Source organism: Acinetobacter sp. 789_lipA (assembly GCF_058242845.1).
The window spans coordinates 1,310,220-1,332,774 of record NZ_JBZAYS010000001.1; the positions used below are offsets into that span (position 1 = coordinate 1,310,220).

At 42.2% G+C, this 22,555-nt stretch carries 21 protein-coding genes; 17 read left to right on the forward strand and 4 right to left on the reverse strand.

The features are described 5' to 3' along the window. Position 1: 1 nt before the first annotated feature. The 14 genes from AC4CUZ_RS06300 to der all read left to right on the forward strand — a co-directional run bounded on the left by AC4CUZ_RS06300 (position 2) and on the right by der (position 14,547). On the forward strand, positions 2-2,305 hold the full coding sequence (locus tag AC4CUZ_RS06300) for a fimbria/pilus outer membrane usher protein (protein WP_490747391.1): 2,304 nt from the start codon (positions 2-4) through the stop codon (positions 2,303-2,305). A gap of 13 nt (positions 2,306-2,318) precedes the next feature. After that, the gene (locus AC4CUZ_RS06305; protein WP_490747392.1) at positions 2,319-2,735 is read left to right on the forward strand and encodes a hypothetical protein; all 417 of its coding nucleotides are present in this window, start codon (positions 2,319-2,321) and stop codon (positions 2,733-2,735) included. A gap of 140 nt (positions 2,736-2,875) precedes the next feature. Continuing rightward, a complete protein-coding gene (locus AC4CUZ_RS06310) occupies positions 2,876-4,156 on the forward strand; it encodes a glycosyltransferase family 4 protein (RefSeq protein ID WP_010327534.1) in 1,281 nt (426 codons plus the stop codon). Between the two features lie 192 nt (positions 4,157-4,348). Next, complete coding sequence (locus AC4CUZ_RS06315; protein ID WP_004697666.1) at positions 4,349-4,900, forward strand: phosphatase PAP2 family protein; 552 nt, start codon at positions 4,349-4,351, stop codon at positions 4,898-4,900. Between the two features lie 90 nt (positions 4,901-4,990). Beyond that, positions 4,991-5,191 carry a Fe-S cluster assembly protein IscX gene (gene iscX / locus AC4CUZ_RS06320; RefSeq protein ID WP_004697668.1) on the forward strand — a complete coding sequence of 67 codons (201 nt, stop codon included), beginning with the start codon at positions 4,991-4,993 and terminating at the stop codon, positions 5,189-5,191. Positions 5,192-5,301: 110 nt separating this feature from the next. After that, the gene (gene ndk / locus AC4CUZ_RS06325; protein WP_004983508.1) at positions 5,302-5,733 is read left to right on the forward strand and encodes a nucleoside-diphosphate kinase; all 432 of its coding nucleotides are present in this window, start codon (positions 5,302-5,304) and stop codon (positions 5,731-5,733) included. Between the two features lie 122 nt (positions 5,734-5,855). Continuing rightward, a complete protein-coding gene (gene rlmN, locus AC4CUZ_RS06330) occupies positions 5,856-7,091 on the forward strand; it encodes a dual-specificity RNA methyltransferase RlmN (RefSeq protein WP_004697671.1) in 1,236 nt (411 codons plus the stop codon). A gap of 16 nt (positions 7,092-7,107) precedes the next feature. Beyond that, positions 7,108-7,908, forward strand: a complete 801-nt coding sequence (pilW, locus tag AC4CUZ_RS06335; RefSeq protein WP_004697674.1) for a type IV pilus biogenesis/stability protein PilW — start codon at positions 7,108-7,110, stop codon at positions 7,906-7,908. Further along, positions 7,899-8,675, forward strand: coding sequence for a helix-turn-helix domain-containing protein (locus AC4CUZ_RS06340; RefSeq protein WP_004697676.1), 777 nt, complete (start codon positions 7,899-7,901; stop codon positions 8,673-8,675). The genes pilW and AC4CUZ_RS06340 overlap by 10 nt, the downstream gene beginning before the upstream one ends. Before the next feature lie 18 nt (positions 8,676-8,693). Continuing rightward, positions 8,694-9,809, forward strand: coding sequence for a flavodoxin-dependent (E)-4-hydroxy-3-methylbut-2-enyl-diphosphate synthase (ispG, locus tag AC4CUZ_RS06345; RefSeq protein ID WP_004697677.1), 1,116 nt, complete (start codon positions 8,694-8,696; stop codon positions 9,807-9,809). Beyond that, positions 9,806-11,101: a histidine--tRNA ligase gene (hisS, locus tag AC4CUZ_RS06350; RefSeq protein ID WP_005401705.1), complete on the forward strand. Its 1,296-nt coding sequence runs from the start codon at positions 9,806-9,808 to the stop codon at positions 11,099-11,101. The genes ispG and hisS overlap by 4 nt, the downstream gene beginning before the upstream one ends. A gap of 27 nt (positions 11,102-11,128) precedes the next feature. Then, complete coding sequence (locus AC4CUZ_RS06355) at positions 11,129-11,827, forward strand: YfgM family protein (RefSeq protein WP_005401704.1); 699 nt, start codon at positions 11,129-11,131, stop codon at positions 11,825-11,827. Continuing rightward, on the forward strand, positions 11,824-12,969 hold the full coding sequence (gene bamB / locus AC4CUZ_RS06360) for an outer membrane protein assembly factor BamB (RefSeq protein WP_058870298.1): 1,146 nt from the start codon (positions 11,824-11,826) through the stop codon (positions 12,967-12,969). Before AC4CUZ_RS06355 ends, bamB begins: the two co-directional genes overlap by 4 nt. A 168-nt stretch (positions 12,970-13,137) precedes the next feature. After that, a complete protein-coding gene (der, locus tag AC4CUZ_RS06365; protein WP_004697684.1) occupies positions 13,138-14,547 on the forward strand; it encodes a ribosome biogenesis GTPase Der in 1,410 nt (469 codons plus the stop codon). Between the two features lie 57 nt (positions 14,548-14,604). On the opposite strand, the gene AC4CUZ_RS06370 is transcribed toward der, so the two are convergent. Then, complete coding sequence (locus AC4CUZ_RS06370; protein WP_490747393.1) at positions 14,605-15,885, reverse strand: transposase; 1,281 nt, start codon at positions 15,883-15,885, stop codon at positions 14,605-14,607. A gap of 157 nt (positions 15,886-16,042) precedes the next feature. Next, complete coding sequence (gene tnpA / locus AC4CUZ_RS06375; RefSeq protein ID WP_005402021.1) at positions 16,043-16,456, reverse strand: IS200/IS605 family transposase; 414 nt, start codon at positions 16,454-16,456, stop codon at positions 16,043-16,045. 20 nt (positions 16,457-16,476) lie between these two features. Between tnpA and AC4CUZ_RS06380 the strand changes: the two genes are divergently transcribed. The 3 genes from AC4CUZ_RS06380 to AC4CUZ_RS06390 all read left to right on the forward strand — a co-directional run bounded on the left by AC4CUZ_RS06380 (position 16,477) and on the right by AC4CUZ_RS06390 (position 19,631). After that, positions 16,477-17,535: an RNA-guided endonuclease InsQ/TnpB family protein gene (locus AC4CUZ_RS06380; RefSeq protein WP_058951462.1), complete on the forward strand. Its 1,059-nt coding sequence runs from the start codon at positions 16,477-16,479 to the stop codon at positions 17,533-17,535. A 122-nt stretch (positions 17,536-17,657) separates the two neighbouring features. Further along, positions 17,658-18,944, forward strand: coding sequence for a transposase (locus AC4CUZ_RS06385; RefSeq protein WP_490747394.1), 1,287 nt, complete (start codon positions 17,658-17,660; stop codon positions 18,942-18,944). Positions 18,945-18,956: 12 nt separating this feature from the next. Next, positions 18,957-19,631 carry a 4'-phosphopantetheinyl transferase family protein gene (locus AC4CUZ_RS06390; RefSeq protein WP_490747395.1) on the forward strand — a complete coding sequence of 225 codons (675 nt, stop codon included), beginning with the start codon at positions 18,957-18,959 and terminating at the stop codon, positions 19,629-19,631. A 31-nt stretch (positions 19,632-19,662) separates the two neighbouring features. Here AC4CUZ_RS06390 and secF read toward each other — a convergent pair whose 3' ends face one another. Both secF and secD read right to left on the reverse strand, forming a co-directional pair. Next, entirely contained in the window at positions 19,663-20,637 is a 975-nt protein-coding gene (secF, locus tag AC4CUZ_RS06395; RefSeq protein ID WP_171355085.1) for a protein translocase subunit SecF, read from the reverse strand. A gap of 8 nt (positions 20,638-20,645) precedes the next feature. Then, positions 20,646-22,547: a protein translocase subunit SecD gene (gene secD / locus AC4CUZ_RS06400; protein WP_058870295.1), complete on the reverse strand. Its 1,902-nt coding sequence runs from the start codon at positions 22,545-22,547 to the stop codon at positions 20,646-20,648. Positions 22,548-22,555 lie beyond the last annotated feature (8 nt).

Genomic DNA, 22,555 nt, shown 5'->3' on the forward strand with positions numbered 1-22,555 from the left:
GATGAATACGAAAATAAGAATACTTATCGTTATTCATATTTTTTTTGCACTAAATGTGAATGCCAGTGAAGCTGTGCTGGAAGAAAATATTGCAAATTTATGGATTAATGATTTAGATCATCATACGGATGTTGCCTTATTAAAAGAAGGCGATCAATACTATATTGAATGTAATATACTGGCAGAACGTCAAATTACAACAAGCCAATTAAAAACGCTCTCCTCTCGGCCAGAGTTTTGTTCAGTGTCATCAGGAGTAATTCAGTCAGCGTTTGATGACACATCACAATCCATTAAATTGACTATTCCTACAGACTCTTTTGAATCTGATTTTAATAACTTAAATGGAAGTGTTATTCCAGAAAAAGCCAGTTTTGGTGGTTTCATAAATTATGATTTTCTTTATGCAACTAGTAATTCTAATAACTCATATAGTGGACTTATGGAGCTAGGGGTTTTCAAAGATTATTGGATCATGAAAAACTCTATGTTGTATCAGAATACCCCCACTGATGAGCGGGTGGTTCGCCTGAGTAGTAGTGTCGATTTTGAATTTCCTAAACATATGACCCGCTTAACGATAGGGGATACTACAACTACATATAACCCTTTGATTAATTCTTTACGTTTTGCAGGTTTAAATTGGGGGACGAATTACACTGAAAGACCAAATTTTGTGTACTGGAATATGCCAAGTTTACAAGGGAGTGCACGCGTTCCTTCTACTGTTGATTTATATATAAATGGCGTAAATATTTATAATCAAAAGGTGAGCCCTGGTGATTATAACTTACTGATGGGGGCACAAATCCAACAAGCAGGTAATGCGCAAATTGTAGTTGAGGATGTACTCGGGAATCGAAGTGTACAAAGCTTTCCTATTATGGTGACCAATAGACTATTACGATCTGGTTTGAATGAATATAGTGTTGCAGCAGGTAAACTTCGTTACAACTATAATTTGGATAGCAGTGATTATAGGGACTTCTTTGTGAATACTTATTTTCGCAGAGGTATGTCAAACTCAACTACGTTAGGAAGCAATTTATCTTACAGTAAAGATATACAAAATATAGGGTTCATGTGGACACAAGCGATTAGTAATATTTTTGTTCTCGATAGTGTTGTTCTTGCTTCTCATGATGATGAAAACCAATTTAATTATTCCTATGGGTTATCCGCAAGTAAAGACTTTGGTCGATTTTCAATGGGGGCGAGTTCAAAATATACAGAAAAAGATTTTAAATTTTTAGGAGATGAGTTAGGTGCCAATTCTAACTATCCGAAATTTGAAAATCTTGCATATTTTGGTATGAGTAATGTGCCCTATTTACATAATCTAAATATTAACTATGCAGAACAAAAATATTATGAAAATCCTGAGATTCCTAATAGTAACCAAAAGGTAATAAATGTTGGGTTTAATCGGAATTTTGGTCGTCGAATTTCATTTGGTTTAAGCTATTTCAACTCTTTTGGTGACAGGAAAGACTCAGGCGGCATTCTTTCACTTAGCTACAGTTTTGATAATAAGTCCGTTTACTTTAGTCAATCAGCTGACCAAAATACAAATCTCCAGTTGGTGAAATATGATTCCAATCAAGTCGGTTTCGATTATTCTCTTGGAGTAAACCGTCGTAGTGAAGATACGATGTTTAACTTTAATGGTGTTGTTAAAACAGATGTAGGAGATTTAGATTTCTATCATGTGCAAGGTCGTGAAGATCGTGAATCACAGTTAAATTATCGAGGAGCAGTTGTTTGGTTGGGTAATAAAATCAGTTTTACTAAAATGGTTGATAACGCATTTACTCTAGTCAAAGTAGGCGATTATCAAGATATTGATATTTTAAGATCGCTGACCTATGTTGATAAAACCAATAAAAAGGGGTATGCCTTTATTCATGATGTTATTCCTTATGTTAAATACGACATTGCATTTGATCAAAATCAACTACCTATCGAAGATAAAATACAGTATTCAAGCAAACAATTAACAGCTTTAAATCAACGCGGTTATATCATCAATTTCCCAGTATTCCATGCGAAACAAGTCACTGTTAAACCAGTAGACAGTAACAATCGGTCTTTTGCTGCTGGTTCAGAGCTTTATATTGATAATAATGGTGAAGGAGAGGTTTATCCGATTTCTACTGATGGTAGCGTAACGCTTTATGGTTTGATTCCGGGAACATATAAGATACAAATTAAAACTAAAGAAGCACGCAGTTGTTCGGCAGAACTTACAATTACAGATACTAAGAATGATGACAACTCATCAGTACTGGATCTTCAGTGTAAATAAATGGAGTAGAGCCATGAAACTGAACATTATTATACTGCTGTTTTGTGTGGCGGCTACCCCAATAGCTTATGCAAAACAGTGTCAAATTGAGCGTTTAACTTCAAGCCAGTTGAATCTAAGTTCATCGTATCTTAGTCAAGCTGCAACTTCTTTCTCAGTGGCTTGTGATAGTAATTACGCGATTAAATTCAATTCGCGTAATTTAACTAATGCAACAGGGAGTAGTTATTTAGTCAATGAGAAAAACTATAAATTGAGAACTCAAATGAATATTTCAGGAGCAAGTGCATCACGTTGGAATAGCCCTATTGCTCAACCAGCAACTGAGCAAAATAAGTTTGTAGTCATGGTGCAATTGATGGAGCGCCCAACTGCCTTAACCCCAGCAGGTGTGTATAAAGATAGCTTGTATATTAATTTGATGTTTTAAATTTTAGGTCTTTAAACTATTAATATGTAAAAAGATACCTACTAATCATAGGTATCTTTTTATTTGATTGCATTCATTATCATCAAACTGTCAAATAGTTTAACTAAACTTGGAGGAAAATAAGAAAAGTTTGGAATAACATGATCGGTTCAATGACAACAAAATTATTCAAACAGCACAATTTCCCAGAACCACAGCGGTTTTATCTCAAGCAACAACATCTGCATAATTTTCAGCAAGAACTCTCTCTCCTTCAAGAAACACTCAAGCCCAAGTTAAAAATAACCATTGTGACGGAAACATGGTCACCAGAAATCAATGGTGTTGCGAACTCTTTATTACAGCTGTGCAAAGGTTTACAAAAACTGGGGCATCGTATTCAGCTCATCCGCCCAATACAAAAAACGATGTGTACTGACTTTCAGGCAGAACAGGAGTGTTTGGTCTGGGCAAAAAGCATTCCTAAATATGCCGACATGCAATTTGGTATGCCACAGTATGTTAAAGTCAGCAAAGCGATTGAACGCTTCGCACCAGATGTGGTCCATATTGTGACGGAAGGACCGTTGGGGTTGACGGCACTGTATGCTGCTCAAGCACATCAAATTCCAGTGTCGAGTGGCTTTCATTCAACTTTTCATGACTTTAGTCGCTTCTTTGATTTGGCTTTACTGGTCAAACCGATCGAAAGTTATCTTCGCTGGTTTCATAACCATACGCTACTCACCTGTGTGCCGAGTCAAACTACGTTAAATCAGCTTAAGGCCTTTGGTGTGACTTGCCCTTTGGTTGAGGTTGGACGAGGAGTAGATACAGCTCGCTTCCATCCTGAGCATCGCTCAGAACAACTGCGTCAGCGTTGGGAGGCAGATGCAAATACCACTGTGCTTTTATATGTAGGGCGTTTATCTCCTGAAAAAGAGGTGGATGTGCTCATTCAAAGCTATTTGAATATCAAGAAGCAGTCATCACGCAAATTTAAAATGGTGATTGTGGGGGATGGGCCAGATCGTAAGCGTTTAACGGAGATGGCAAATGGCTCAGATGTTATTTTTACGGGAAGCTTAACAGGGCAGTCACTCGCTCAAGTCTACGCCAGTGCAGATGCTTTTGTTTTTGCTAGTCAAATAGAGACTTTTGGTAATGTGGTACTCGAAGCCATGGCCAGTGGCTTACCTGTGGTGGCCTATAACTATGCCAGTCCGCAGCGTTATATCAAGCAAGGTATAACAGGGTGGTTGAGTCCTTTTGGACAAGTGGCACACTTTATGCAAACTATTATTCAGTTGCCAGAACAAAAGGTGCTTAGATGTATGGGAACACAAGCGCGTCAAGACATTGAAAGTGTGGGCTGGCAGTATCCTGTGAAACAGTTTGAGCAAGCCTTATATCACGTGGCCAATATTAAGGCAGCACCTTAACCAATAGCTGTATTAAAAGCGTTAGTGATAAAGACGAGTTGGGTAATTTTGATGGGTTTTAACTTAAATCATCAAACTGTCAAAAACACCCTTTAATATGAGCTTAACGAGAAGCGATTTTGATGAATTAAATCGTCATATAACAATGATTTTCCAGCTGAACTTTCAACATTGTTGTTAAGGAGAAGTGGTATGAATCTTAAAACTGCAAAAATAAGAATATTAGATTTAGATTTAAAAGGTTGTGTCTATCTCAATCATTTTTCCCATTCGCATGCTGTAGCCAATTTTTTTAAGCGGATCAGTCGATTGGGGGATGGCATCTTTTGGTACACCATGTTGGCTTTAACTTGGTTGTTGCAAGGATTGGTCTACAGTTTGCAAATCGTGTATTTGGTGCTTGGTTCATTGTGCGGGACTTTAATTTATAAAGTCCTAAAAATTAAAACCATTCGCCCAAGACCCTATCAAGTGCATCAGGTGATTCGAATGGGTGAGCGACCGCTTGACCATTTTAGTTTTCCTTCAGGTCATACTTTACATGCGGTGATGGTCAGTACGTTATTGGGCTTCGTACAGCCAATTTTATTGGTGCTTATGTTGCCTTTTACTGTTCTGGTTGCTGCATCACGCATGATTTTAGGGCTGCATTATCCAAGTGATGTGTTGGTCGGAGCGGCTATAGGTGCAGTCGTAGCCGTCGCTTTAATTTGTAGTGCACCATTTTTAAATATTGTGTTGTAAAAAAGCCCAATTTTATCTCAAACAAACTAGCGCTTAAATTTCAGAGTTTGCTACAGTACAGCATCTTCTACATTGTGATGAGACTCCACCATGGGCTTACGTTGGTCAGACACTATTGATATTGCTATTGAGTTGTATGAAGCTCATCCAGATGTCGATCCGCAGTGGATTCGCTTTACAGACTTACATGCTTGGGTGTGTGCCTTACCAGACTTTAGTGATGATCCGACCAAGTCGACTGAAGGTTTGCTTGAAGCAATTCAAATGGCATGGATTGACGAAGCGCGATAATCCTTGTATCGAAAAAAGCAACTTTTTACAGAGTAAAAGCAGAAAATTGTGCATTATGTCGGTATAATGCGCCAAAATTTTCATGTCTACATTGACTTAAGGAGCCAATCATGGCTATTGAACGTACTTTATCTATCGTAAAACCAGACGCAGTTGCTAAAAACCACATCGGTGACATTTTTGCTCGTTTTGAAAAAGCTGGTCTTCAAATCGTTGCAACTAAAATGAAACACTTGACTCAAACTGAAGCTGAAGGTTTCTACGCAGAGCACAAAGAACGTGGTTTCTTTGCTGACCTAGTTGCGTTCATGACTTCTGGTCCAGTTGTTGTTTCAGTTCTTGAAGGCGAAAACGCAGTTCTTGCTCACCGCGAAATTCTTGGCGCAACTAACCCTAAAGAAGCTGCTCCAGGCACTATCCGCGCTGACTTCGCTGTAAGCATCGACGAAAATGCTGCTCACGGTTCTGACTCTGTAGCATCTGCTGATCGTGAAGTTAACTACTTCTTCGCTCAAACTGAGATTGCTCCACGTACTCGTTAATTCGAAGTATTCAAACCAGATAAGTGTTATTATACTTATCTGGTTTTTTTATTCCCTGAATAAATTTCTGCTCGTTTATTGAGCTTCTCCTTTCATCGTTAGACATGGTTTAGGTAATACACATGAGTACTGAAGTGGTCGCTGTCTCTACAGTTTCGGCTGAACAGCAACAATCTCCATCCGCTCCTGCACAGCAAAACTCTGTTGCGAAAGTGAACTTACTTGGCATGTCACGTCCGCAGCTTGAAAAATTCTTCGAAGATATGGGAGAAAAAAAGTTTCGTGCAGGACAGGTGATGAAATGGATTCACCAGTTTTTTGTGACTGATTTTGCTGAGATGACCAATATCTCAGGTAAATTGCGTGAAAAACTTGAAAAGCTCTGTGAAATTAAAGCGCCAGAAGTGGTGCATAAAAACTATTCTAAAGATGGTACGCGTAAGTGGGTCTTTCGTGTCGGTGAGGGCGAAGGTTCTTTGGTTGAAACCGTATTGATTCCTGCTGAACATCGCAGTGGTTTACGCCGTACTTTATGTATTTCATCTCAAGTAGGCTGTGCACTGGATTGTTCATTCTGTTCAACCGGTAAACAAGGTTTTCAGCGCGACTTAAACCCAGATGAAATTATTGGTCAGCTATGGGTCGCAAACTATTCTTATATGGAAGATGTGCCTGTAGCTGAGCGTGAGCGCTCGGTGACCAACGTCGTAATGATGGGGATGGGCGAGCCATTACTCAACTATGATGCCGTATTGAGCTCAATGCGTATTATGCTAGACGATTTTGCTTATGGTATGTCTAAGCGCCGTGTGACCTTGTCGACTTCAGGTGTAGTGCCGAAAATTGATCAATTGGCACAAGATATTGATGTTGCATTGGCAATCTCCCTACACGCGCCAAATGATGAATTGCGGAATGAATTGGTTCCAATCAATAAAAAATATCCATTGGCACAATTGATTGCAGCATGTCAGCGTTATATCGCTAAAGACGGTAATGAAAGTGCGCGTAAGCATGTCACGATTGAATATGTGATGTTGGATGGGGTGAATGATCATCCTGAGCATGCACAGCAGATGATTAAACTGTTGAAGAATTTACCAAGTAAAATTAATTTAATTCCGTTTAATCCATTTCCACATGCGCCTTATGGTCGTTCAAGTCGCAACCGCATTATTTCTTTCCAAAAAACTTTGTCTGACGCCGGATTTGTGTGTACGATTCGTCAAACGCGTGGTGATGATATTGATGCTGCCTGCGGACAATTGGTTGGTCAAGTGGCCGATCGAACACGTCGTGCTGAGCAGTGGAAAAAGAAAGTAGCAGAGAAAAACGAGATTCTACGTTCACAAGGATAATATAAGGGGATGCCAATTGAAAAAACCCGTTTCTAAACTTTACCTTGCGCTGACACTGGGTGTGTCAGTGTGGTACTTGGTGGGTTGCCAAACCGTGAATACGAAAGGTGACCCAAGTAAAGCAGTACAAGTTAGAACGCAATTGGCGGCTGAATATATTAAGTCGAATGATTACGATGCTGCGAAACGCACATTGGATCAAGCATTAGACATCGACTCTCGTGATGCATCTGCAAATATGATGATGGGCGTTTTGTTACAGCGTGAAGGCAGTCCACAAAATGTGGAAAAGGCAGAGCGTTATTTTAAGCATGCAATTGCGGCTGAGCCAAAAAATGCACAGGCTCGTAACAACTACGGTACGTATTTATATCAAATTGGGCGTTATAATGACGCGATTGATCAACTTCAAGTTGCAGGTTCAACTTTAGGGTATGATCAACGTTATCGAGCATTGGAGAATTTAGGTCGTGCGTATCTACAAGTAGGTCGAGTGGCGGAAGCAGAAGCTGCTTTTAAACAAGCTCTACAGGTAAACTCAGGTGCCTATCTAGCCATGATCGAAATGGCGGAAATTTCATATTTACGTCAGCAAAATGCTGAAGCTACGCAGTACTATGAACAGTTTGTGCGAGCGGTGGGCGAGAAAAACTTAGATGCGCGTGCGCTTTGGATTGGGATCCGAATTGCGCGAGCAAATCATGACACGATGGGTTCGCAAGTACTGGTCAACCAGTTACGTGCATTGTATCCAGATAGTCAAGAATACAAACGTTATTTGCAATTACAGTACACTACTGAGGCCGTATGGAAGTAAATCCTAATTCACCACAATCGAATGGTTCTAGCAATGCTTTAGGAAATATCCAACGTCCGGGTGATTATCTTCGTCAAATTCGTATTACACAAAAACGTGAATTAAGCGACGTTGCCAAAGAGTTGAATATTCCACTCAAGACTTTAACTGCACTTGAGCAGGACGAATATACAGCGCTTCCAGAAGCAACCTTCATTAAAGGTTACTATCGTACTTATGCGAAGTTCTTAAAAGTGGATGCTACTACGATTATTCAGCGTTTTGATGATATCTATGCCAATGATACGGGGCTATTGCCGAATCACGCACTGAATAATTCACCGATTAAAATCATGGGTAAATTACCCGGTTCTAACCGTGACCGTAACCGTAAATGGTTGAAACGTGGACTGATTGCGATTGTTGTAATTGCGATTTTGGCAGCGTTGTTCGGCATGATTCAGAATTGGTCAGGTAGTACAGATGAAGCTGCGACTCCGCAGACAGAATCTGATGTACAAATCATCAATATGAATGGGGCTGCTGCAACCACAGGGGATCAGTTGAAACTTGAGTTCAATCGTCCTACGTCTGTACATATTGTCGATTCAACGGGGAAAGTACTGGCAACAGGGCGTCAAGCTTCTACGCTTGAGCTTGCGGGTGAGACTCCTTTTCAAATTCGTATCGATGATGCTGCTGCTGTGTCACTCAGCTTAAATAATGAAAGTATTTCATTGTCACCATATACCGTCGGTGGAAAAGCAGATTTCCGCTTGTCACGTTAATGGGATCAAGGAAAAGCAATGATTGTAAATCCAATTAAACGCAAGCCTACTCGCAAGATTCGTGTAGGTTCAGTCTATGTCGGTGGTGATGCACCAATCAGCATTCAAAGTATGACCAATACTGAAACTTGTGATGTGGAAGCAACGCTAGCGCAAATTCAGCGCTGTGCAGATGTAGGTGCGGACATCATGCGTGTTTCTGTACCGACGATGGAAGCTGCAGAGGCTTTTGGTGAAATTCGTAAGCGTTCATCAGTGCCGTTGGTTGCAGATATTCATTTTGATTACAAGATTGCACTGCGTGTTGCGGACTTGGGGGCGGACTGTTTACGGATTAATCCCGGAAATATTGGCTCTGAAGCAAAAATTCGTGAAGTGGTGGCTGCAGCGCGTCATAACGATATTTCTATGCGTATTGGGGTGAATGCAGGTTCACTGGAAAAAGATATTCAAAAGAAATATGGTGAGCCAACTGGTCAGGCATTGCTTGAGTCGGCGATGCGCCATATTGATATTCTAGACCGTTTAGATTTCCACGAATTCAAAGTCTCAGTGAAAGCATCCAATGTGTTTTTAACCATGGATGCTTATCGCCTACTTTCACAGCAAATTGATAATCCGTTACATCTGGGTGTGACAGAAGCTGGGATTTACCGTACAGGTTCAGTGAAGTCTGCGATTGCATTGGGCGGTTTGTTGTTGGATGGCATTGGTGACACCATGCGTATTTCCTTGGCAGCGGAACCTGAAGAAGAGATTAAGATTGGTTTTGATATTTTAAAATCACTAAGTCTTCGCTCAAATGGCATTAACTTCATTGCTTGTCCAAGCTGTTCACGTCAAGAGTTTAACGTGATTTCAGTGATGCAAGCCTTAGAAGAGCGTTTAGAAGATATTCGTACCCCAATGGATGTGTCGGTGATTGGGTGTAAAGTGAATGGTCCGGGTGAAGCCAAAGAAGCCGATATTGGTGTAGTTGGTGCAAGTCCACGCTCACTGGTGTATCGTAATGGTGAAAAGAGCCATTTAATTGACACAAATCAGTTGGTTGACGAAATCGAAACGATGGTTCGTCAGCGTGTTTCAGAGCTTGAAGAAGCTAAATCTAAAGAGATCATCCGTAGTTCATCATGAGTTCAATTGTCGCAATCAAAGGTTTTAATGACATTCTTCCTACGCAAACACCAGCGTGGAGACGTCTTGAACAGCATCTCGCATCATTGATGGATGCGTATGGCTACCAGCAAATTCGTTTGCCTATTGTTGAACAAACCAATTTGTTCAAACGTTCAATTGGTGATGCAACGGATATCGTTGAAAAAGAAATGTACACCTTCTTGGACAAAGGTAATCCGCCTGAGTCTTTGACTTTGCGTCCTGAAGGAACAGCAGGCTGTGTACGTGCCATGCTGGAGCATAACTTGCTTCGCGGTGCGACGCCTCGTGTTTGGTATATCGGGCCGATGTTCCGTTATGAAAAGCCGCAAAAGGGTCGTTACCGTCAGTTCCACCAGTTCGGCGTGGAAACCTTTGGTGTTGCAACCCCAGATATGGATGCTGAGCTGATTTTGATGACGGCACGTCTGTGGAAACGCATGGGTGTGGCAGATAAAGTTCAACTTGAGTTGAATACTTTAGGTGAGTCTGATGAGCGTGCAGCTTATCGTGCGGCATTGGTGGAGTTCTTAGAATCACATAAAAATGATTTGGATGAAGATTCACAGCGTCGTTTAACCACCAACCCACTACGTATTCTTGACTCTAAAGATGCCAAAACTCAAGCCATTTTAGAAAATGCGCCGAAGTTGCATGACTTTATGGGGGAAGAGACTCTACAGCACTTTGCCACTTTGCAGGAGTATTTAACCGATGCAGGTGTGAGCTTCGTGATTAACCAAAAACTGGTGCGTGGCTTAGATTATTACAATAAAACTGTATTTGAATGGACCACCACGCATTTGGGTTCACAAGGCACAGTCTGTGCGGGCGGTCGTTACGATGGCTTAGTGGGTCAGCTTAAAGGCAAGGCGGATCAGTCTGTACCTGCAGTTGGCTTTGCGATGGGCATGGAGCGTCTGTTGTTGTTGCTTGAGCAAGTCGAAGACGCTACACCTATACGTGACTGCGAAATGTTTTTATTGGCAGATCCCGCTTCTCAAGGCAAAGCTTTGGTGCTTGCAGAACAAATTCGTAACCAGTTAGATGCTGCATCAAGCACGCTTCGTTTGAAAGTTGGTTCACATGGTTCAATGAAGTCGCAAATGAAAAAAGCGGATCAGTCTGGCGCACTGTTTGCCCTCATTTTGGGTGAGCGCGAGGTGGAAGCTGCACAGTTTGCCGTAAAAGAGTTGGCAACAGCTGAACAAACTTTGGTTGCGGTGGATGACATCGTGCCATTTATGATTGAAAAATTTTCTTCAAAATAAGCCAAAATATAAGGAAAGGGTAGTCACATGAGCGCATTAAGTGATGAAGAACAACTTGATAGTTTAAAGTCTTTCACTAAGAAATATGGTTCAGCCATTATTAGTGGGATTTTAATTGCGCTGATTGCCTTTTTTGGATGGCAATACTGGCAGAAGAAAACTTTGGCCGAGAACCAAATGAACACGGCTAAAGTTCAGCAATTGATGGATGAAGCACGTGCAACGCAAGGCGATGCATTTACAGCCTTGTCTGCAACTGCGGACAAAATTGTGAAAGAAGCACCAGATTCGGCGCAAGCCATTCAAACGCAATTGTTGATGGCAAAATTGGCCTATGACAAAGCGGATTATGCTAGTGCTGAAAAAGCGTTGAAGAAAGTTGAAAACTCTAAAGTGGATGACGACGGCTTAGTGCAAATTGTGAAATTGCGTTTAGCGTATGCACAACTGGCTCAAAAGAAGTTTGATGATGCGATTAAAAACCTCGCATTGGTAAAAGATCCTGCTTTTAAAGCGACAGCCGATGAAGCTTTGGGTGATGTCTATGTGGCTAAAAACGACATCGAAAATGCGAAAAAAGCCTACCAAAGTGCATGGGATCAGTTGGTTGAACGTAAACAAGAACGCCAAATTTTACAAATTAAACTCGAAAGTGTTGGTATTTTAGTTGATGATCCTGAAATCGAACGTCCACTTATAGAAACAGCAGCGGAAGAAACTGAATGAATAGAAAATACAAAATTTCGTGCGCATTAACCGTATTAACTTTAGCGCTTGCGGGTTGTGCAAGTAGTGGAAAAGTAGAAGAAGTTAAGCCGAACCCACTTCCAAAATTGACTCAGGCGAAAACTCTGACTCCTGTATTTTCTCAAAGTGTGTCTTCAACTTCGACTGCTGATCCTTTACGTTTACGCCTAGATGCAGACAACGGTGTAGTTTTTGCACTTGATCCTAAAGGTGTAGTGACGGCATATCAAGGCAAACAAAAACTATGGCAGAAAGAAGTATCTAAAGCCGGTTTGAGTTCAGGCGTCGAAGCTGCAGATGGTCATGTCATTGTAGGTAACGCCAAAGGTCAGTTGTTTGCTTTAGATCAAGCAACTGGCGAGCAAAAATGGACAGCACAATTAACGGGTGCACTTCTTGCGCCATCGTTGATTCAAGCTGGTCGTGTTATTTCTGTAAGTAATGATGGTACTGTTTTTGCGCATGATTTGGCAACAGGCCAGCAAGTGTGGACCTATAACTTACCGAATGTGCAACTTAGCTTGCGTGGCAACGCAGCGCCTGTTCCTGTCGATGCACGTACAGTGCTGATTTCTTCAGCTAATGCCTATGTTTATGCTTTAGATGTGCTCACAGGTGTGCCACGTATGCAGCGCCGTGTGGCTGTGTCGGATGGTCGTTCGGATATTCAACGTTTGAATGATGTTGATGGTGATCCTGTAGTGGCAGGTCAGTACTTGATTACGACCAGCTATCAAGGTCAAGTGACTATGACAGATTTGGCTTCACAGCAGGTGGTGTGGAGTGAAGACTCAAGCAGTACGCAGCGCCCTGAAGTGGTGGGTAATGGTGTATTTGTAGCGCAAACTGACGGCAAGTTGGTGGCTTATGAAATTAGCACGGGTCAAAAGCTTTGGGAAAATGACAGCCTGCTGAACCGCCAATTGAGTAATCCTGTGATGTTGGGCCAAGACCTAATTGTTGGTGATCTAGATGGCGTTTTGCACATGCTGAACCCTGCGACAGGTGAATTGATCGGTCGTGCGAAGACGTCTGGTGAAGTGCGTACTTTACGTGTGATTGATGATCAACTCTATGTTGCAACACGAAAGGGTGCATTAAGCATTTGGCAGAATCGTTAATTCTGTTCGACTTATGTTAAACTAGTCGAAATTCGTATTTTTTTAAATTCCTCGGGGTGTTTGCTTAGTCAAAACCCCGAGTTTTTATTCAGGTTTTTCACCTAATTTTCTTCCAGTTTCTGATGTTCAGACCAGTCTCACTGGCTGATCTTGAATAAAGGTTAATCTATGAAACCCGTAATTGCGCTCATTGGTCGTCCGAACGTCGGAAAATCAACGCTATTTAACCAGATCACCAAAAGCCGAGACGCGCTTGTTGCTGACTTTGCCGGTCTGACTCGTGACCGTAAATATGGTGATGCTGTATTTCAAAATAAGTCTTTCATTGTGGTTGATACTGGTGGTATTGGCGAAAATGAAGGTGGTATCGACTCTTACATGGCAGAACAGTCTAAAACTGCCATCAATGAAGCCGATATTATTGTATTCGTAGTTGATGCACGCGCAGGCCTGCTCGCATCGGATGAGCAAATTGCGCGTGAGCTACGTACACTCGGTAAGAAAGTTTACCTTGTGGCGAATAAAGTTGATGGTGTACATGCCGAAGCTGCACTTGTTGAATTTTACAAGTTGGGTATGGGCGAACCTATGCAAGTGGCTGCGAGCCATGGTCGCGGTGTACAGCAAATGCTTGAAGATGTGCTTTCAAGTGTGCCTGAAGATGAAGATGCAGATGAGCACGATAAGAACACAGGCTTACGTTTAGCGATTATTGGTCGTCCAAACGTCGGTAAATCGACGCTAGTGAACCGTTTATTGGGTGAAGAGCGTGTAGTTGCATTTGACCAACCGGGTACAACCCGCGACTCGATCTATATCCCGTATGAACGTGATGGCCGTCAGTACACCTTAATCGATACTGCAGGTGTGCGTCGTAAAGGTAAAGTCGATGAAATGATTGAGAAGTTCTCAATTGTGAAAACGCTACAGGCCATTAAAGATGCCCATGTCATTGTGGTTGTACTTGATGCACGTGAAGGTGTGGTTGAGCAAGATTTACATTTGATTGGTTATGCGCTTGAAGCGGGCCGAGCGATGGTGATTGCGATTAATAAATGGGACAACATGTCTGAGTATGATCGCAAACAATGTAAATTGGATGTCGATCGTCGCTTTGACTTTATTCCTTGGGCAAAAGTACATTTAATTTCTGCATTGCATGGTACGGGGGTGGGGGATCTATATCCATCGATTCACCGTGCTTATGATTCGTCACATTTGAAAGTTTCACCTGCAAAAATCACACAAATTTTAAGTGATGCTACAGATGCGCACCAACCACCAATGGTCGGTGGTCGCCGTATTAAAATGCGTTATGCCCATATGGGCGGACAAAATCCACCTACGATTGTGGTGCATGGTAACAAAGTTGATAAAACGCCTGCGGATTATCGTCGTTATTTAGAAAACGTATTCCGTAAAGTGTACAAACTTGAAGGTACGCCAGTACGTATTGAGTTTAAAACCTCTGAAAACCCATTTGAAGGACGTAAGTCACAGGTGGATGAACGTACAGCAGCGCGTAAGCGTCGTTATGTTCAGAAGTTTAAGAAAGCTGAGAAGAAATTCAAGCGCTAATCTGGCATTAAGTTTTTGATGCTGAAAAGCCCAAAGTGATTTTTGGGCTTTTTTATTTTATCCATTGGAGCGTAAAACCTCGGGGTTTAGCCCATAGGTATCTACACATCTTGATGTACCTAATGCAATTGTTGCGATTTCATTCAGTTCATCTATTGAATATTCTGAGAGCAGTTGAAGAGTGTTCAGTAAAATCGAAAGTCCTGCCAATATTGCAGGTGCACTTTCCAACTTACCTCTCTTCTGCTGTCGGCCTGAAAGACGGGCCAGAAATATACGAATTTTCTGATTTTGTTCATCTTCAGAACGCTGTATTCGCCAAGTCAGTACACACGCCATACTGCTGATCAGGAGCCGTCTTAAAATCGCTGCAGGTGTGGTCTGAAGCCATGATTCAACGTCATGGCCTGCCTGCTTCAGAAGCTTGAAATAGCACTCAATTGTCCAGCGCCAGTAATACCAGGTGGTTAATTCTACCGCATCAATCTCTGAAGAAACATTGCTGATCAGCGACCATCTCGCGACTGTTTTACCTTGAGCATCTTTCACCACAGCAACAATTAATCTGGCTGTAACTGCCTTGCCTGGCTGGGGAGCAACCCGTTGGCCTAAATCATCTTTTCTCTTCGGTTTTGCTGCACGCGTTATCCGAATATCGGTTTCTCCAACATGCAGCATATGCCTGTTTCCTTTATAAGCAATCGGCTTAACTTGCTGAGTTACTACTTTTTCTGCGACTTCTGCAACTTTGTAGGTTTCCCCTTGATGCTCAATCCGATGGCTTTCTTTGGCCCGAATCAACCATTTGAAACCATGGCTGCTGATTTCCCTCAAGTGGGCAATCGAGTCTCCTTCACGGTCAATGATATGGACTTTTGTTTTCTCAATCGGATACTGTTCAATCGTTTTGATTTGTTCTGCGAGTGAGTCCAAATGGGACTTGCGCTCGCTGTATTGTTCACTGAATGTGGAATAACAGCCGGATGCATCTGTTAGCGTCTGAGCTAATGGCGCAATTGGGAGCCCTGATGACGCATCGACAAGTAAACTGCTTTGCAATTCATAGCCTGAATTCGCCTCTGTTCTTTGAAGACGCCGAACCTTATGACTGTGCTTCACATACTGCAGTTGAGACCAGTCATGAACGATTAATGCATACTGATGCGGTGATGTCTTGATCTGTTCGCATGCAAGAAGCTTAATCGGCTGGTTTAATTGACTAAAAGAGATTTTATTATTATTCAGGAATCGCCAAACAGCCTGTGTAGTTGAGAAACTCGACTTTTGGGTAGAGGCCAGGTCTTTGATTGCGGGAGCAAGTGAAGCAAGAGGATTCATATTGAGTTTTACAAGGCTGTTATAACGTTTGACAAGACGCTGATCCAGACCAGAGATGTTAAATTGAAGAGCATGCTCTTCAATTTAACGCAAAGCTCGGAAATTGTGTAGATACCTATGGGTTTAGCCCGAGGATATAAGCGAGTGGCGTAAGCCATTAATGCGGTGTTTGCTGTTGTTGAATATATTGTTTAACAATTCCAATTGGCGCACCGCCACATGAAGCAGCGAAGTAACTAGGCGACCACAAAGCACTGCCCCATAGCTTGTTTTTAATTTCAGGGTGTTTGGTTCTTACAATGCGACTTGAAGCACCCTTTAAACTATTCACTAAGCTAGAAATTGCTATTTTAGGTGGATAATTCACAAGCAAATGAACATGATCGTGTTCACCATCAAACTCTACCAACTCGGCTTCAAAGTCTAAGCAGATACGCTCAAACACTTCACGCATTGTTTCAAGCATTGCTTTGGTAAAAACATCTCTACGGTATTTAGCCACAAAGACTAAATGTACATGCATATTAAAAACACAGTGGCGACCTGTTCTAATCTCTTGACTATTGCTCATAGACCAAATATATTTTAATCATGAAAACACTTAAATTACGCATAAAAGACAAACATTACAAGGTACTAGACCAACTCGCATTGGAAGTAAATTTTGTTTGGAATTATGTGAATGATTTAGGATTTAAACATCTAAAAAGAAAAGGTGAATTTCTTTCAGCTTACGATATTGCTAAATACACGAAAGGCACATCTAAAGAATGCAATCTGCATAGTCAAACTGTTCAAGCGATAACAGAAGAATTGGTTACTCGAAGAAAGCAGTTTAAAAAAGCAAAGCTAAAATGGCGGGTGAGTAATAAGAAGTCTGCAAGACGTTCTTTGGGTTGGATACCCTTCAAAAAGGTTGCAATCAAATATGCTGATGGCTACGTGCAGTATGGCAAGCATCAATTCAAGCTATGGGATAGCTATGGACTATCAAAATACAACGTCAAAACAGGCTCATTTGTAGAAGACAGTCGTGGACGTTGGTATGTTTGTTTAGTTGTTGATAAGACAAAACAAGTTAAATCAAAGGGTAATACCTCAATCGGTATAGATTTGGGCTTAAAAGACCTTGCAACCTGTTCAGATGGCGTAAAGCTCAAAGCCCCTCAAATCTATCGGCAATACGAACAAAAACTTGGCATTGCTCAACGTGCTAGAAATAAAAAGCGTGTTAAAGCGATTCATGCCAAGATTAGAAACATACGTCAAAATACGCTACATCAATTCAGTCATAAATTGGTGAATAAACATGCAGCCATCTTCGTTGGTAATGTGAATGCAAAGGCATTAGCACGGACTAAACTAGCGAAGTCTGTATTAGATGCAAGTTGGACAACACTTAGAACCATGCTCAAGTATAAATGCGAGAACGCAAGTGTATGGTATAAAGAAGTCAATGAAGCCTATACCACCCAAACTTGTTCGAGCTGTGGCTCACGCTGTAGTAGTCCGAAAGGTAGAACGGGACTTGGAATAAGAGAATGGCAGTGCATGGAATGCGGTACATTCCATGATAGGGATATAAATTCCGCACTGAATATTCTTGCGCTCGGACATGAGCGTCTAGCAGTAGGAATCCCCGTCCTTTAGGTCATAGGTATCTACACAATTTCCGAGCTTTGCGTTAAATTGAAGAGCATGCTCTTCAATTTAACATCTCTGGTCTGGATCAGCGTCTTGTCAAACGTTATAACAGCCTTGTAAAACTCAATATGAATCCTCTTGCTTCACTTGCTCCCGCAATCAAAGACCTGGCCTCTACCCAAAAGTCGAGTTTCTCAACTACACAGGCTGTTTGGCGATTCCTGAATAATAATAAAATCTCTTTTAGTCAATTAAACCAGCCGATTAAGCTTCTTGCATGCGAACAGATCAAGACATCACCGCATCAGTATGCATTAATCGTTCATGACTGGTCTCAACTGCAGTATGTGAAGCACAGTCATAAGGTTCGGCGTCTTCAAAGAACAGAGGCGAATTCAGGCTATGAATTGCAAAGCAGTTTACTTGTCGATGCGTCATCAGGGCTCCCAATTGCGCCATTAGCTCAGACGCTAACAGATGCATCCGGCTGTTATTCCACATTCAGTGAACAATACAGCGAGCGCAAGTCCCATTTGGACTCACTCGCAGAACAAATCAAAACGATTGAACAGTATCCGATTGAGAAAACAAAAGTCCATATCATTGACCGTGAAGGAGACTCGATTGCCCACTTGAGGGAAATCAGCAGCCATGGTTTCAAATGGTTGATTCGGGCCAAAGAAAGCCATCGGATTGAGCATCAAGGGGAAACCTACAAAGTTGCAGAAGTCGCAGAAAAAGTAGTAACTCAGCAAGTTAAGCCGATTGCTTATAAAGGAAACAGGCATATGCTGCATGTTGGAGAAACCGATATTCGGATAACGCGTGCAGCAAAACCGAAGAGAAAAGATGATTTAGGCCAACGGGTTGCTCCCCAGCCAGGCAAGGCAGTTACAGCCAGATTAATTGTTGCTGTGGTGAAAGATGCTCAAGGTAAAACAGTCGCGAGATGGTCGCTGATCAGCAATGTTTCTTCAGAGATTGATGCGGTAGAATTAACCACCTGGTATTACTGGCGCTGGACAATTGAGTGCTATTTCAAGCTTCTGAAGCAGGCAGGCCATGACGTTGAATCATGGCTTCAGACCACACCTGCAGCGATTTTAAGACGGCTCCTGATCAGCAGTATGGCGTGTGTACTGACTTGGCGAATACAGCGTTCTGAAGATGAACAAAATCAGAAAATTCGTATATTTCTGGCCCGTCTTTCAGGCCGACAGCAGAAGAGAGGTAAGTTGGAAAGTGCACCTGCAATATTGGCAGGACTTTCGATTTTACTGAACACTCTTCAACTGCTCTCAGAATATTCAATAGATGAACTGAATGAAATCGCAACAATTGCATTAGGTACATCAAGATGTGTAGATACCTATGCCTTTAGGTCGCGGAGGATGTCAAGATGCATGAAACCATGATAGGAAGACAAAGTGGCAAGGACAATACGTGTTGAGCTGAAAAAGATTGAGGACATTGTGCAGATGAATCACAGCCTGTCACGTGTTGAGCAAATTGCACAGCGAAAACAAGCCATTTATCAATATCGCAATCAATGCTTATCCGAACAACGGCAGATGGTTGTAGATGATCACTCCATTGCACTGAGTGAGACAGGTAAACCCTATTGGGTTGATCAGCCTTCTTTTCATTTCAATCATAGCCACAGCCAAAATTACTATGCTTTAGCTACGAGTGAGCGGATGCAGGATCTAGGCGTGGACGTGGAGGAGTTAAACCGAAAAGTTCGCTTTGAGGCTTTGGCTAAACATGCTTTTCACGTAGAGGAACTTCGCGTGTGGCAACAGTATGATCAGGACAAAGCATACTGGTTTAAGGTCTGGACAACCAAAGAGGCGGTGCTTAAAGCATCAGGTTTAGGCATTCGTTTAAACTTAAATGAACTGAACACCCAAGCACATCCAACGCATAATGGTGGCATGTGTAGTCATCCGCTGATTGGGAGTTTTGCCTATCAAAATTTTGAGTTAGGAGATGTGATGTTGACCGTGGCTTGGCGGGCAGAGCAGTCCTGCCGTGGCTATGCGTTGCCTCAGATAGAGCTGGTACAGCATCTTCACACCGCCATAAAAAAGCCTCTCGATTGAGAGGCTTTGTTTTTCACACTATGGTGTGCATTTATGGAATTTCATTTTCTTCTTCAAACTCAGGCTTCACTTGAACAATGAAGTCTTGACGGTTTAAGCCACGCCATAAAGCAAAAGCTGTACCGATGTAGATTGAAGAGTAGGTACCCACAAAAACCCCGACAAACATCGCTACAGAGAACCATTTAAGGCCATCACCACCGAGGATCATCATCGAGATCACCACCAACAATAAAGTCATTGAGGTGTGAATGGTACGACGTAGGGTCTCAGTTAAAGCGATGTTAACGATCTCTAAAGGCGAAGCGCCCCGAATCTTACGGAAGTTTTCACGAATACGATCCGATACAACAATGTTGTCATTCAGTGAGAAACCAATTAGAGCCAAAACTGCAGCCAATACAGTTAAGTCAAATGGCCACTGCATCATGGCAAAAATACCGATGGTAACCACTACGTCATGGAATAAAGACAGTACCGCACCCATCGCCAGTTTGAACTCAAAGCGAATCGTTACGTAGACCAACATCAGCAGTAATGCTAAAGCTACAGCACCCGCTGAGCGAATGTAGAGTTCATTGCCGACTTGTCCACCCACCACATCAACTTTGTTAACCGAAGCTGAGTTACCTGGTAGCTGTACGGCTTGGGTAATGGTTTTGGTTAAGTCTTCTGCCGCTGTGTCTTCTTGTACAGGCATACGTACAATCAAATCACGATCTGAACCAATGGTTTGTACCACAGGGTCATGAAAACCTGCTTTGGTCAGTGCAGCAGAGACATCGGCTGACTTCACGGGTTTGCTATAGTTCAATTCGGCAGAAATACCACCAGTAAAGTCCAAACCTAAGTTAAGACCCTTGGTGAAAATAAAGAATAGGCTGCCGATGGTTAAGACAATAGAAAGAATGGCTGCAGGCAGCGCAATCTTCATAAAATCAATCACACGTTCATCATCTGGACGGCCGTATTTTTTTGAATCTTGTTGAGTCACATCAGTCATCATCGATCTCCTTATATGCTCAACTTTTTCAAGTTACGTTTTTTGCCATAAATGAGCTGTACAATCGCACGTGTTACTGTAATAGCAGTAAACATAGAGCAGATAATACCGATCATTAAGGTCACAGCGAAGCCTTTAATTGGGCCTGTACCGATAGCAAATAGAATAAACGCAACCAAGAACGTGGTTAAGTTTGAGTCGAAAATGGTGTTATAAGCACGATCATAACCTGCCACAATGGCTTGTTTGGGCGATGCTCCCCACTTCATTTCTTCACGTATTCGCTCACAGATCAAGACGTTGGCATCGACCGCCATACCAATGGTAATCACGATACCCGCAATACCCGGCAGGGTAAGGGAAGCACCAATCCAAGACATGACCGTTAGAATCATGGCTAAGTTGAAGACCAAGGCAAAGTTAGCAATTAAACCAAAGAGACGGAAGAAGACTACCATCCAGATTGCGACCAGTAAGAAACCGATTTGAGTTGATAGCACACCTTTATCAATGTTTTCTTGACCGAGGCTTGGACCCACTACACGTTCTTCAACAAAGTACATTGGCGCAGCAAGTGCACCAGCACGTAGCATTAGTGCAAGTTCAGACGCTTCTTGAGGTGAATCTAGACCCGTAATACGGAATTGAGAGCCGAGGACTGCTTGAATAGTTGCAGCGTTAATCACGACAGACTCTGCATAAGGTGTACGGACTTCGGTTTGTGCACCAGTCGCAGGATCGGTGATATAGCTAATACGTTGTTTATTTTCAATGAACAACACAGCCATACGCTTACCCACCGCATTCCGGGTTGCATCGGCCATCAGTTTGCCACCTGCTGTGTCTAAGGTAATGTTTACCTCAGCACCGCCAGTGTCTTGGCTAAAGCCACTTGATGCGTTTTGAACACGTTCACCCGTTAAAATACGGTTACGGTTTAAAAGTAATTCACGTCCGCTGTCTAAAGACTGATATGCAAAAAGCTCGGTTCCTGGTGGAAGCGGTTGACCATTGCTCTTGCCCGTATAAGGGTCAATCACTTGGTCATTTTGGTCAGAGACCAAACGGAACTCTAGGTTTGCTGTACGACCCAAGACACGTTTTGCTTCAGCAGTGTCTTGAACACCTGGAAGCTCAACCACGATACGGTTACTACCCTGTGTTTGTACCAAGGCTTCTGCCACACCTAACTCGTTAATACGGTTACGTAAAGTGGTTAAGTTTTGGTTCACGGCATAAGATTGAATTTCTTGGCGGCGAACATCGGTATAGGTTAAGCGTAAGGTTGAACCTGTCGCAGTTGCGACCGCTTGCTGATTAAACTCATTACCATTGCTACGTAAGTAGTCTTGAGCCGCAGTACGATCATCATTGTTGGCGAACTGAACGGTAATGGTGTTGTTGTTTAATGCAAGGCTGTTAAATTTAATTTTGTTGTCACGGAACTGACGACGTAAATCTGTCGCAGAGGTTTCCATGCGCTGAGCAATCGCTTTATCCATATCCACTTCTAATAAGAAGTGAACACCACCACGTAAGTCCAGACCGAGCTTCATTGGTTTTGCACCAATTTTTTGTAGCCACTCTGGCGTGGTTGGTGCCAAGTTCAACGCGACAACATAGTCATCACCAAGGCCACGACGTAACGCTTCTTTGGCTTTTAATTGTGCTTCGCTAGAGTCAAGACGTAACAGTGCAGCATTATTGCTAAAACTGTTGTCATGGCTTGAAATACTTTCAGATTTTAAAATCTGCTCTGCTTTTTGTACGATGCTTTGGTCAATTTGGGTACCAGCTTTGGCACCAGAAATTTGAACCGCAGGCTCATCTGGATACAAACTAGGCAGGGCATATAATGTACTGATCGTCAAAACCACGAGAATCAGTAGATATTTCCATGCTGGGTAACGCATTTGTTTTC